This window comes from Achromobacter sp. UMC71, assembly GCF_014170305.1.
In the GTDB taxonomy this organism is placed as follows: Bacteria; Pseudomonadota; Gammaproteobacteria; order Burkholderiales; family Burkholderiaceae_B; genus Achromobacter.
Genome location: NZ_LZZT01000003.1, coordinates 1 through 11890, shown reverse-complemented (window position 1 = coordinate 11890; position 11890 = coordinate 1). Strand labels below are relative to the sequence as shown.

Below are 11890 nucleotides of genomic sequence, written 5' to 3'. Positions count from 1 at the left end.
CAAGGCATTCACGAAAGGCATAGCATGACGGCATGACCGATACCGCTCCATTGCCCTATCTGCGCAGGCTCGACATGAATCTGCTGCTGACCTTCGACGTGCTGATGCGCACGCGCAGCGCCACGGCCAGTTCCGGCGTGCTGCACAAGACCCAGCCGGCCATCAGCCGCGACCTGGCGCGCCTGCGGCTGCGGCTGGAAGATCCGTTGCTGGTGGTGGTGAAGGGCCGCTTCGTGCCGACGGAGCGGGCGCTGGAACTGCATGCCGCGGTCCACGACGCGCTGGCGCAGATCGAAGCGGCCTTGCGTCCGCCCGAAGCTTTCGACCCGGCGCGCGCCGAGGGCGTCGTCAACATCGGCACTGGCGCGCACAGCGAGATCCTGCTGGCCGCGCCGCTGATCGAACGGCTGCACCGCGCGGCGCCCGGCGTCACGCTGCGCTTCCAGTCGCTGCATGGCGACCTGGCGCCCGACGACCTGGAGGCCGAACGCCTGCACATCGCCATTGGCCTGTTCGGCAAGGTGCCGGCGCGGTTTCACCGCGATGCGCTGCATACGGACCGCCGCGTGTGCGTGCTGTCGGCGCGGCATCCGTGGGCGGGCCGCGGCGCGTTGACGCTGGCCGACCTGGGCGAAATCAAGTGGTTCGCGTTCGAGCAGATGTATGGCCGCGTGACCACCTTCGACCGGCTGCTCAAGCCCGGCGCGGCGCGCATGGCGTTCTCGGCCTACCTGTCCGGTTTTGGCGTGGCGCCGTACGTGCTGGTGGACACCGACTACGCCACCACCATGCCGGCCAGCGTGGCGCGGGTGCACTGCCGCCACTTTCCGCTGGCGATGCTGGAGATGCCGGCACGGCTGCGCAGGATGGAACTGGCGATGGTGTGGGCGCGCCGCCAGCACGCTTCGCCGTTGCAGGCGTGGCTGCGCGGCCAGGTGCGAGAGGTAATGCGCGAGCGGCTGTCCGAGGACTGAGCCGTCCGCCGCGGCCCCGGTGGCGCGGACGGCCCCCGAAGGGGCCGCGCCTGCCGCCGGGCCGCTCTGCCACGGCCCCGCGAGGCGGGGTCGCGGCGGCCGCCTCAGCGGCTGACGGCCTTGCCCGTGGCCACGTCGGTGACCGAGCCGTCTTCCAGGCTGATGCGATAGATCTCGCGCGTCACGTTGCCGGCGAAACCGAGTTCGACGATAGACACGTCCTTGAAGGTCGTTTCGATGCCGTCGGGCAGCGCGGCGTTGAACTTGTCCGCTTCCACCTTCATGGCATTGGCCAGGCGTTCGTCGTACAGCGCCATACTGTAGACCAGCGTGTTGTGCGGGTTGTGGGCGCGGACTTCCTTGCCATCCTTGACCACGTTCACGCCGCTCACGCCCATGGTCCTGACCAGTTCGCGGCCGGCATCGGCCATCTTGGCGTAGACCGGGCCGGTGACGCGCGGCAGCGGACCGTCGCGCAGCGGCGCCAGGGCGGTGGTGGCGACGGTGTTGTAGGCCATCATGGCTTCATAGCCCGCGCCGGTCTTGACCACGCCCAGGTCCAGCCACCACGGGTGGCCCGCGCCCTTGGCGGCTTCCGTCGGGTAGAAATTCTTGAGCGTGATGGCCAGCGGCGCCGGCGGCTTGGGCAGGGCCTTCAGCATGCGGGCCGGCGTGGCCGGGTCGGCGTTGTGGATGTGGACCACGGTGACGTGGGGAATGTTGGGCGTCTCGGCCTCGGTCTTCAGGCCCAGCGCCACCAGGTCCGGCTTGAGGACGCTGTACACCTTGGCGTCCAGCACGGCGTTGACTTCCTTGGGCAGGCGATACACCAGGCCGTAGGTGGTCTTGTGTTCACGAAAGCCGGGTTGTTCCAGCGCGCTGTTGTCGATGGGCGCGGCGGCGAAGGCGGCGGTGACGGTTGCGGTGGACAGGCCCAGGGCGGCCAGTTGCATGACGCGTTTGATCATCGATTTTCCTTTTATGTTGTCAGACCCGCGAGAGTCCGGTCCAGTGTGGCCACGCCGGATGTACAGCGTATTGCACGGAACCCAAGAAATCCGATGGACGGTCGTGCTTGTCCGATAGCTTAGCCGCGATGTTGTCCTAGACTGATCCGCGTTTTCCCGGCTACGCCGGCTTGCTGGCGGCCGGTGGGACGCGGTTCAGGCTGAACGATGCGGGCGGGCCCGGCTCAAGCCAGGAAGACCGCCACGACAATCAGCAACCCCAGCACCAGGTTGATGCCCACCCAGCGGCGGATGCCTGCCATGGCCCGGCCGCCCGCCGGCCAGTCCGAGGCCGCCACCGCCGCGCGCAATTGCGGGTACAGCAGGGCGCGAATATAGGCATAGATCGCCGTCATCACCAGCCCGCCCGAAGCCATCAGCGTCCAGCTGCGCGGCATGAAGAAGGCGCCGCCGGTCTGCACGGCCTGGCTGGCCTCCTGGCCGATCATGGCCGCGCCGGTCGCCAGGATCAGCACGATCGCGGCCAGCACGGCGTTCAGGAACGGGCCCAGCACCGCGGCCATCAGGCGCAGGCGTTGCGGCGGTTCCAGCTGCGCGGCCGCCGGCCGCAGGAAACAGTGGGCAAACAGCATACCGCCCACCCACAGGATGACGGCCAGCAGGTGGACGAGTTTCAAGACGCTGTAGAGCATGGTGGTTGGCCTGGGCAGGGGAGCGCCGCGGGTGCCGCGGTCGAATCTGTCCCCATCATATCGCTGCCTGCGCCGCGCAGGGATGGCTTGACCTGCATCATGGTTTTGCATTTAGAATGAGATTGATTGTTATTTGTAATCAAGATTGTTCTGGAGTCCGCCGTGTCCGACCTTGCGCTTGCCCCTGGCGACGCTGTCCATCTGCTGTACCGCGCGCACCATGGATGGCTGCACAACTGGCTGCGGGCCAAGCTGGGCAATTCGTTCGACGCCGCCGACCTGGCGCAGGACACCTTCCTGCGCCTCTTGCGCCACCGCCATGAATTGGACGCGCTGCGCGAACCGCGCGCCTACCTGACCACGATCGCCAAGCGCCTGGTGCTGAATCTGCACCGGCGCCGCTCGCTGGAGCAGGCCTACCTGGAAGCCCTGGCCCTGGCGCCCGAGGCGGTGGCGCCGTCGCCCGAGCAGCGCCTGCTGATCCTGGAAGCCTTGCAGGAAATCGACGAGATGCTGGCCGGACTGGCGCTGCCGGCGCGGCAGGCGTTCCTGATGGCGCAACTGGAAGGGCTGAGCCATGGCGAGATCGCCGTGCGCTTGAATGTGTCGCTGCGCTCGGTGCATCGCTACATCGCCAAGGGATACGAACAATGCATCATGGCGGTGATGTGAGCGCGGCGTGGGGCGTGGCGGGAGAGCTGCCCGCCGTGGAACGCAAGGTGGCGCGCGAGGCCGCGCGCTGGCTGTTGCGCCTGAGTTCGGACCGCGCCACCGACGCCGATATCCATGCCTGCGAGCAATGGCGCGCCAGCCGTGCCGAGCACGAACACGCCTGGCAGCGGGCGCAGCGCGTGAACCAGCGTTTCGGCCTGATCCCGTCTGCCCTGGGCATGGCAACGCTGAACCGGCCGGAATCGGGCGACCGGCGCCGCGCCTTGAAGACGCTGGCCGCGCTGATCGTGGCGGGGCCGGTCGGCTGGGCCGCCTGGCGCGCCAGTCCGCGGGAATGGACCGCGGACTACCGCAGCGCGACTGGCGAGCAGCGCCAGGTGGCACTGGCCGACGGCTCGTCGTTGCGCCTGAATACCGCCAGCGCGGTCGACGTGCTGTTCGATGCCAAGCTGCGGCTGGTGCGCCTGCGCGCTGGCGAGATCGCCGTGCATGCGGTGGCCGAGGGGGGGGCGCATCCGCGGCCTTTCGTGGTGCGGACCCGGCAGGGCGATATCGATGCGCAGGCGGCAAGGTTTTGCGTGCGCCAGGATGGACAGGCCTGCCGCGTCAGCGTGCAGGAAGGGCAGGTCAGTCTGCGCCGCCGCGGCGCCGCGGTGGCGCTGGCGGCCGGCGAGCAGGCGTTGCTGACCGATGACGCGCCGCCGCTAGCCGAACCCGCCGACCCGCACGCGGCCGACTGGACCCGCGGCGTGCTGCACGCCAGCGCCTTGCGCCTGGACGCCTTCGCGGCCGAGCTGGGCCGCTATCGGGCCGGCATCCTGCGCTGCGACCCGGCGGTGGCCGGGCTGCGGATTTCGGGCGCCTTCCAATTGCAGGACACCGACGCGGTGCTGGCGGCGCTGCCGTCGACCTTGCCGGTGCGGGTGCGCTATCGCAGCGCATATTGGGTGACGATCGCGCCGCGCGAAGGCCAGGCCTGAACGCGCGGATTTTCCGCTGTTACAAAAAAGACGAGGATGCGCTGTCCGATCCGCGATGGTCGAGGGTCATGGTCAGTAGAGGCACACGAATGCCGATACCCGTTGGATCGAAAGGACGACCATGGCTTACCTACCTGCCGGCCGCGCTAGCGGCTTACCCCACCGAGACGCGCACAGCCGCCTGACCCGCCTGGCGCTGGCATTGCGCATCGCCACCGCGTTGGCCGCGCCCGCGGCCGCGCTGTGGCCGGCCGCCGCCGCGCAGGCGCAGGCGGCGCAGAACGCGGCGCGCAGCTACCGCATCCCTGCGGGTCTGCTGGCCGACAACCTGTCGCGCTTCGCCGACAACGCGGGTGTCACGGTGCTGTTCGATGCGGCCTTGGTGGGCCAGCGGCGCGGCGCGGGGCTGAACGGCGAATACGCCGTGGCAGACGGCTTTGCCCGCCTGCTGGCCGGCAGCGGCCTGGCCGTGCTGGAGCGCAGCCCGGGCGTGTTCGTGCTGCAGGCAGCGCCGCAGGCCGGGGTCACGCAGTTGTCGCCGGTCACCGTCGAAGGCGAAGGCGCCGTCGCCACGCCCGCCTGGGAAACGCGCACCGACCGCAAGCGCATGGACGACCTGCAGATCAAGAACTGGAGCGACCTGGGCAAGCGCGCCGAACCCGGCGTGAGCTTCAACCGCCAGAACAACAGCATCAACATCCGCGGCCTGGACCAGGACCGCGTGCTGACCCGCGTGGACGGCATCCGCCTGCCGTGGCTGGACGACGGCGCGCGCGGCGTGAAGGGCGGCCTGGAATCGGTGGATTTCAATTCGCTGTCGCGCCTGGACATCGTGCGCGGCGCCGACGCCACGTCGGGCGGCTCGGGCGCCATCTCTGGCATGGCTGATTTGCATACGCTGGATCCGTCCGACCTGCTGACCGACGGCAAGACCTTCGGCGCGCTGGCCAAGACCGACTACGACACCGCCGACAGCAGCTGGGGCGCCAACGCCGCGCTGGCCGGCCAGATCCACAGCAACACCTTCTGGCTGGTACAGGCGGGCCTGCGCAACGGCCACGCGCTGGACAACCGCGGCGATATCGGCGGCTACGGTCCGCGCCGCACCGAACCCACGCCCGAAAACTACGACCAGCGCAGCTTTCTGCTGAAGCTGCAGCAACGCGTCGAAGGCGGCCACCGTTTCAGTTTGACGGGCGAATACTTCAAACGCAACGCCACCCAGGACAGCATGTTCGAGCAAGGCCCGGGCACCAGCTACCTGATCGGCGAAAACACCACCCGGAAGGAAACCGAGCGCGAGCGCGTGTCGTTCGACTATTCCTACAAGGCGCCCGGCACCGGTGGCCTGATCGACAGCGCCACCGCCGTGGTCTATTGGCAGCGCATGCAGCTGGACAGCGCGCTGGACGGCGAACGCAGCCGCGACGCGCGCGCCAACATCATCCCTGGCGATCCGTTCCGCTACGGCTTTCCCAACGGCGCCTACGGCCGCAATAATTCCATCCGCCAGACCATGTTCGGCGCCAACGCCGAGCTGACCAAGCGCCTGGCGGGCGACTCGGTGTCGCAGTTGTGGACGGTGGGCGGCGAGTGGTTCGGCAACAAGACCGAGCAGAATTCCAGCGGCTACGACAACTGCCCCGTCGTGCGCCCAGGCACGCCGGCGCCGTTCGGCCCGCGCGCGTGCGACATGCTGCACACCAACCAGGCCGACGTACCGCAGTCCAAGGGCAGCCAATGGGCGCTGTGGGCGCAGGACGAGTTCAGCTTCGCCGAGGGCCGCTACACGGTGATGCCGGCGCTGCGCTACGACCACTACGAGCAAAAGCCGCAATCCACCGACAGCTACGCCAACAATCGCAACGCCGGCGCCTTGCCGTCGGCCAACAGCGGCGGGCGCTTCTCGCCCAAGCTGCTGACCACCTGGAAGGCGTCCGAGGAACTGAGCCTGTACGCGCAGTACGCCTACGGCTTCAAGGCACCCAGCCCGACGCAGCTCTACACCAACTATGGCGGCCCGGGCACCTACCTGCGGGTCGGCAATCCCTACCTGAAGCCGGAAACCAGCAAGGGCTGGGAACTGGGCGCCAAGCTGGGTTCCGACGCGCTGGGCGGCGCCTTGTCGTTCTTCGATAACCGCTACCAGAACTTCATCGACAGCAATGTGCCGCTGGATGCTGGGTCGCCGCAATGGCAGCCGGGCTGGGCCGGCCAGTATCCGCTGGGCGTGACCGGCAATGTCAACCGCGCCAAGGTGCGCATCTATGGCGCCGAGGCCAGTGCGCACTGGAAGTTCTCGCCGGGCTGGCGCACCTGGGGCTCGCTGGCGTGGGCCGTGGGCAAGGACGAAGGCACGGGCCAGTACCTGAATTCGGTGGCGCCGCTGAAGGCTGTGCTGGGCGTGGGCTACGGCCGCGACGTCTGGGGCGTGGACGCCATGCTGACCACCGCCCTGCGCCGCAACAAGGTCGAATACCCCGAGGCGGGCGCCACCACGCCCAACCGCGACTTCCAGGCGCCGGGTTATGGTGTCGTGGACCTGATGGGCTACTGGCGTCCGGCGCAGATCAAGGGCCTGCAGGTGCAGGCCGGCGTGTTCAATCTGTTCGACAAGAAGTACTGGGAAGCGATCAACGTGCCCACCGCAGGCGCCACGGCCTTGCCGCGGCCGGTGGACTGGTACACGGAACCGGGACGCAGCCTGCGCGTCTCACTGACGTATCAATACTGACCCCGCGCTGCCGCCGCTGCGCGTCAGCGGCGGCAGTTTCGAATTTCCATTCCGGCCGGAGAGCCTGTAATGAGCGACAACCTGAATCAAACCGACTTCGACACCCGCGCCGCCGAGCTGCGCGCCCGCAACGAAACCCTGGCGGCAGCCAAGCCCGGCCTGCGCGCCCGCAACCTGGCACAGGAACTGGGCGTGTCCGAAGCCGAATGGGTGGCCGCCGGCTGTGCCGGCGTGAAGGCCACCGAGCTCCATGGCCAGCCGCAGGCGATCTTCCGCGAACTGGGCGCGCTGGGGCCGGTGATGGCCCTGACCCGCAACGACTGGTGCGTGCATGAGCGCCACGGCGCCTACCTGGACATCCAGGCCGGCGGCCCCGTGGGCCTGGTGCTGGGCCCCGACATCGATCTGCGCGTGTTCTTCTCGTGCTGGCAATCGGCCTGGGCGGTCGAGCAAGACGGCCGCCACAGCCTGCAATTCTTCGACGGCGCGGGCGTGGCGGTGCATAAGGTCTATCGCACCGAGGCCACCGACGCGGCCGCGTACGACGCGCTGGTGGCCAAGTTCGCGGGCGAATCGCGTTGGCCCGACACCCAGCCCTATGCCGAGGCCACCGACGCGCCGCAGGTCGACGATGCGGCGGCGTGGCGGCAGGCCTGGCTGGGCATGCAGGACACCCACGAATTCTTTCCGCTGCTGCGTAAGTTCAAGGTGTCGCGCCTGGCGGCGCTGGCCGCGGCCGGCGAAGACCTTGCCCAGACGGTGCCGGCGGACGCGGTCGAGCGCATGCTGGAATCGGCGGCCCAAAGCGGCCTGTCGATCATGTGCTTCGTGGGCAACCGCGGCATGATCCAGATCCACACGGGACCGGTGCAGCAGCTGCGCCGCACGGGGCCCTGGTACAACGTGCTGGACCCGATGTTCAACCTGCATCTGGACACCACCGCCATTGCATCGGCGTGGGTGGTCAACAAGCCGACTTCCGACGGCTGGGTCACGTCCCTGGAGCTGTATTCGTCCACGGGCGACCTGATCGCGCAGTTCTTCGGCGAACGCAAGCCGGGCAAGCCGGAACTGCCGGCCTGGCGGGAATTGATGATGAGCCTGTGCCGCGTGCCGCTGGCTGCTTGAGGACGATGCAATGAAGACATGGTTGGCGGTGGTGGCGGGCTGGATGCTGGTGGCGTGCGCGCAGGCGGCGCCGCCGGCGCGGGTGGTGACGCTGGGCGGCAGCGTCACGGAAATCGTGTATGGCCTGGGCCAGGGCGACAAACTGGTCGGCGACGACCAGTCCAGCCTGTACCCCGAGGCCGCTACCAAGCTGCCGCGTGTCGGCTATTACCGCGCGGTGCCGGTCGAGGGCGTGCTGGCGCTCAAGCCGGACCTGGTGCTGGCGTCCGAGCAGGCGGGCCCGCCCGAGGCGCTCAAGCGCCTGGGCGAGGTCGGCTTGCGCGTGGTGCGCGTGCCCGACGCGCCGTCGGTGGATTCGCTGAAGGCGCGCATCCGCGCCGTGGCCGATGCGTTGGGCGTGGCCGCCGCGGGCGAGCAGATGGTGGCAGAGGTTACGCGCGATCTGGACAAGGCCGAGGCCTTGCCCGCGACGCGCGCGCGGGCGCTGCTGCTGATCAACCGCAATGGCGCGCCGCAGGGCGCCGGACGCGACACGGCCGCCGCCGAGGTCATGCACCTGGCCGGCCTGGCCAACGTGCTGGACGGGCAGCAGGGCTACAAACCCCTGTCTCCCGAGGCCATCGGCGCGCTGGCGCCCGACCTGATCATCGTCACCCGTGAATCGCTGCAAGCCAGTGGCGGCCTGGAAGGCTTTGCCCGCCTGCCCGGCATTGCCGTCACGCAGGCGGCGGCCAAGCAGCGCATCATCGTCATGGATGATCTGCTGATCCTGGGGCTGGGTCCGCGCCTGCCGCTGGCGCTGACGCAGCTCAAGCAAGAGGCCGCGCATGTCATGGCGCGCTAATCCGGTCCTGTCGTTGGCGCTGCTGGCTGTGGCGCTGGTGCTGGCGGTGCTGGCGGCCAGCGCCAGCGGCGCGGTGCCGATTCCGCTGCGCGAACTGCCGTCGCTGCTGGGGGGCTCGCCCACGCCGGAACAGGCGCTGTGGCGCAATGTGCTGATCGACATCCGCCTGCCGCGCGTACTGCTGGCGGTGGTGATGGGCGCCGGCCTGGCAATTTCGGGCGCGGCATTGCAGGCCTTGTTCCGCAATCCACTGGCCGAGCCTGGCCTGATCGGCATTTCGGCGGGCGCGTCGCTGGGCGCCGTGATCGCCATCGTGATGACGCACGGCGGTTTCTGGTACACGGCGCCGGGCGCGTTCGCCGGCAGCCTGATCGCCACGCTGGCGGCCTATGCAGTGGGCCGGCGCGTGCCGGGCGTGGCCGGCTTGCTGCTGGCGGGCGTGGCCATCACGGCCATCGCGTTCAGCCTGATCGGGCTGTTCACCTTCATGGCGTCGGACGCGCAGTTGCGTGACCTGACGTTCTGGAACATGGGCAGCCTGGCCGGCGCCAGCTGGAAGCTATTGGCTTTCCTGGCGCCGTGGGTGCTGGCGCTGTCGATCTGGCTGATGCGCCAATGGCGCGTGATGAACGCGCTGCTGCTGGGCGAGCGCGAAGCCCAGCACCTGGGCTATTCGCTGAAACAGGCGCGGGCCCGGCTGGTGCTGGCGTGTACGCTGATCGTCGGCCCGCTGGTGGCCGCCAGCGGCACGATCGTGTTCGTGGGCCTGGTGGTGCCGCATCTGGTGCGCATGACGCTGGGCGCCAACCACCGGCTGCTGCTGCCGGCGTGTCTGCTGGGCGGCGGGCTGGTGATGACGCTGGCCGACTGGCTGGCGCGCATCGTGGTGATACCGGCCGAACTGCCGATCGGGCTGGTGACCGGGCTGGTGGGCGGTCCTTTCTTTCTGTGGCTGCTGGCGCGCGGCCGGAGGCACGGTTGATGCTGGCCGCCGAGAACGTGACGTTGGCGCGCAATGGTGCGCGCATTTTGGACCAGGTGTCGCTGGGCATCCAGCCCGGCGAGGTGGTGGGCCTGCTGGGCAGTAACGGGGCCGGCAAGTCGACGCTGCTCTCCGCCTTGTCGGCCGAGCTGGCCGCGGATGGCGGCAGCCTGACGCTGGACGGCCGTTCGCTGACGGCGATGCCGCCGCGCGAGCAAGCCCGCAAGCGCGCGGTGCTACCGCAAAAGCCCGGGCTGACATTCGATCTGGGCGTGCGCGAGGTGGTGGCGATGGGGGCGTATCCGTTTCCAGAGCTCTCGCCGGCCCAGGTCGACGAACTGGCGCGGCAGGCGCTGGACTGGGCCGACGCGACGCATCTGGACGGACGCCGTTATCCGGAACTGTCGGGCGGTGAGCAGCAGCGAGTGCAGTTCGCCCGGGTGCTGGTGCAGTGCGGCGCGGGACGCGCCCCGGGCGAGGCGCGCTATCTATTGCTGGACGAGCCGACGGCCAGCCTGGACCCCAGGCACCAGGCCGATCTGATGCGCCGCGCGGCGCAGCTGGCGCACGAAGGCAATACGGGCGTACTGGTGATTCTGCACGACATGAATCTGGCGGCGCGCTGGTGCGACCGGCTGTTGCTGTTGAGCGGCGGCCAGGCGGTGGCGCTGGGCACGCCGGCCGAGGTGCTGACGCCGGCGAATCTGTACCTGGCCTACGGCATCGAGGCGCAGGTGATCGCGCATCCGCTGCAAGCGGAACGGCTGCTGGTGTTGACGACGTGACGGCGCCGCCGGGGCCGGTAAAATGGGGCAAACGGCGTTAGCCGGATCTTTCCTTTACCGACGGGACTTTTTGTCATGCCTACTTTCGACGTCGTTTCCGAAGTCGACAAACACGAGCTCACCAACGCCATCGACCAGGCGAACCGCGAGCTTTCCACGCGTTTCGATTTCAAGGGCACGGATGCCAAGTTCGAGCTGGAAGGCTTTGTGGTGACGCAAGTGGCTTCCAGCGCATTTCAGTTGAAGCAGATGCTGGATATCCTGCGCGGGCGTTTGTCGGCGCGCGGGATTGATGTGCGCTGCCTGGATGTGGCGGATCCGCTTGAGAATCTGGGCGGGGCGCGGCAGAAGGTGACGATCAAGCAGGGGATCGAGCAGCCTGTGGCCAAGAAGCTGATTGCGGCGATCAAGAATGCGAAGTTGAAGGTCGAGAGTCAGATCAACGGGGATAAGTTGAGGATCAGCGGTAAGAAGCGGGATGATCTGCAGACCGCTATTGCCTTGCTTAAGAAGACGGATGTGGATTTGCCTTTGCAGTTTGAGAATTTTCGGGATTGATTCTTTTGGCGGTGTTCTGTTCTTCGTAGGTCGCCCCTCGGGGCAGCGGCTTGCGAGAAATGGGGCATCGTTAGACCGAGGGGGGCGAGAGAGGTTTGCGTCGCCCGCCAAAACCGGCTGCGCGGGCAGCCGGTTTTGGCATACGTGGTGTCTTGCGTCGTTGCGGAATTCGCTGCGCGTGATTGGTGAGTGGTTTTCTTTTTGGTGCCTGTTCTTGGCATCGGTCTTGCGGCGCCAGACGGAATGTCTGTGTAGGCCTGCGATTTATATCCCTTAGTACTCTGCCCACAAGTGCTGTGCCGCATACGCGCGCCAAGGGCGCCAGGCTTGCGCGCGGGCCAGGAGTTGGGCGGGGGTGTATTCGCGGTTCTCGAGTTTTTCCAGGGCGCGGATCAGGCCGATGTCGGAGGCGGGGAAGGCGTCGGGTTCGCGCAGTTGGCGCAGGGCGATGTATTGGGCGGTCCATTCGCCGATGCCGCGGATCGTGCGCAGCCGGGTGATGGCGGACTCGAGGGAGTCGGTGGGGTCGAAGAGGCGGGGGTCGGCTTGGGCGGCGGCGGCGACGGCGGACAG

Annotated in this window: 12 protein-coding genes; 9 read left to right on the top strand and 3 right to left on the bottom strand. The window is 68.3% G+C overall.

What is annotated here, in order from left to right; genetic code table 11:
- Positions 1 to 32 precede the first annotated feature (32 nt).
- Positions 33 to 974, top strand: coding sequence for a LysR family transcriptional regulator (locus tag A9974_RS00525; RefSeq protein ID WP_183002245.1), 942 nt, complete (start codon positions 33 to 35; stop codon positions 972 to 974).
- A 104-nt stretch (positions 975 to 1078) separates the two neighbouring features.
- On the opposite strand, the gene A9974_RS00520 is transcribed toward A9974_RS00525, so the two are convergent.
- The gene (locus A9974_RS00520) at positions 1079 to 1942 is read right to left on the bottom strand and encodes a hypothetical protein (protein ID WP_183002244.1); all 864 of its coding nucleotides are present in this window, start codon (positions 1940 to 1942) and stop codon (positions 1079 to 1081) included.
- Between the two features lie 224 nt (positions 1943 to 2166).
- A complete protein-coding gene (locus A9974_RS00515) occupies positions 2167 to 2634 on the bottom strand; it encodes a CopD family protein (RefSeq protein WP_183002243.1) in 468 nt (155 codons plus the stop codon).
- A gap of 162 nt (positions 2635 to 2796) precedes the next feature.
- On the opposite strand from A9974_RS00515, the gene A9974_RS00510 reads away from it, so the two are divergent.
- The 8 genes from A9974_RS00510 (at position 2797) to A9974_RS00475 (ending at position 11317) form a co-directional block, all read left to right on the top strand.
- Positions 2797 to 3306, top strand: coding sequence for a sigma-70 family RNA polymerase sigma factor (locus tag A9974_RS00510; protein ID WP_183002242.1), 510 nt, complete (start codon positions 2797 to 2799; stop codon positions 3304 to 3306).
- Entirely contained in the window at positions 3285 to 4286 is a 1002-nt protein-coding gene (locus tag A9974_RS00505; RefSeq protein WP_183002241.1) for a FecR domain-containing protein, read from the top strand. The genes A9974_RS00510 and A9974_RS00505 overlap by 22 nt, the downstream gene beginning before the upstream one ends.
- A gap of 121 nt (positions 4287 to 4407) precedes the next feature.
- Positions 4408 to 7020, top strand: a complete 2613-nt coding sequence (locus tag A9974_RS00500; RefSeq protein ID WP_255467941.1) for a TonB-dependent receptor — start codon at positions 4408 to 4410, stop codon at positions 7018 to 7020.
- Positions 7021 to 7101: 81 nt separating this feature from the next.
- Positions 7102 to 8148, top strand: a complete 1047-nt coding sequence (locus tag A9974_RS00495; protein ID WP_183002263.1) for a hemin-degrading factor — start codon at positions 7102 to 7104, stop codon at positions 8146 to 8148.
- A 10-nt stretch (positions 8149 to 8158) separates the two neighbouring features.
- On the top strand, positions 8159 to 8992 hold the full coding sequence (locus tag A9974_RS00490) for a hemin ABC transporter substrate-binding protein (RefSeq protein WP_183002240.1): 834 nt from the start codon (positions 8159 to 8161) through the stop codon (positions 8990 to 8992).
- The gene (locus tag A9974_RS00485) at positions 8976 to 9974 is read left to right on the top strand and encodes an iron ABC transporter permease (protein ID WP_183002239.1); all 999 of its coding nucleotides are present in this window, start codon (positions 8976 to 8978) and stop codon (positions 9972 to 9974) included. The genes A9974_RS00490 and A9974_RS00485 overlap by 17 nt, the downstream gene beginning before the upstream one ends.
- The gene (locus A9974_RS00480) at positions 9971 to 10759 is read left to right on the top strand and encodes a heme ABC transporter ATP-binding protein (RefSeq protein ID WP_183002238.1); all 789 of its coding nucleotides are present in this window, start codon (positions 9971 to 9973) and stop codon (positions 10757 to 10759) included. The genes A9974_RS00485 and A9974_RS00480 overlap by 4 nt, the downstream gene beginning before the upstream one ends.
- 75 nt (positions 10760 to 10834) lie before the next feature.
- Positions 10835 to 11317, top strand: a complete 483-nt coding sequence (locus A9974_RS00475; RefSeq protein ID WP_183002237.1) for a YajQ family cyclic di-GMP-binding protein — start codon at positions 10835 to 10837, stop codon at positions 11315 to 11317.
- A 273-nt stretch (positions 11318 to 11590) separates the two neighbouring features.
- Here A9974_RS00475 and A9974_RS00470 read toward each other — a convergent pair.
- On the bottom strand, positions 11591 to 11890 hold a 300-nt coding region (locus A9974_RS00470), incomplete at its 5' end, for a DNA-3-methyladenine glycosylase (protein ID WP_370539556.1).

Excerpts from the sequence above, each read along its gene's own strand:
- A9974_RS00490 (WP_183002240.1), top strand. The coding sequence starts at position 8,159 with ATGAAGACATGGTTGGCGGTGGTGGCGGGCTGGATGCTGGTGGCGTGC.
- A9974_RS00485 (WP_183002239.1), top strand. The coding sequence starts at position 8,976 with ATGTCATGGCGCGCTAATCCGGTCCTGTCGTTGGCGCTGCTGGCTGTG.
- A9974_RS00525 (WP_183002245.1), top strand. The coding sequence starts at position 33 with ATGACCGATACCGCTCCATTGCCCTATCTGCGCAGGCTCGACATGAAT.
- A9974_RS00515 (WP_183002243.1), bottom strand. The coding sequence starts at position 2,634 with ATGCTCTACAGCGTCTTGAAACTCGTCCACCTGCTGGCCGTCATCCTG.
- A9974_RS00520 (WP_183002244.1), bottom strand. The coding sequence starts at position 1,942 with ATGATCAAACGCGTCATGCAACTGGCCGCCCTGGGCCTGTCCACCGCA.
- A9974_RS00475 (WP_183002237.1), top strand. The coding sequence starts at position 10,835 with ATGCCTACTTTCGACGTCGTTTCCGAAGTCGACAAACACGAGCTCACC.
- A9974_RS00500 (WP_255467941.1), top strand. The coding sequence starts at position 4,408 with ATGGCTTACCTACCTGCCGGCCGCGCTAGCGGCTTACCCCACCGAGAC.
- A9974_RS00505 (WP_183002241.1), top strand. The coding sequence starts at position 3,285 with ATGCATCATGGCGGTGATGTGAGCGCGGCGTGGGGCGTGGCGGGAGAG.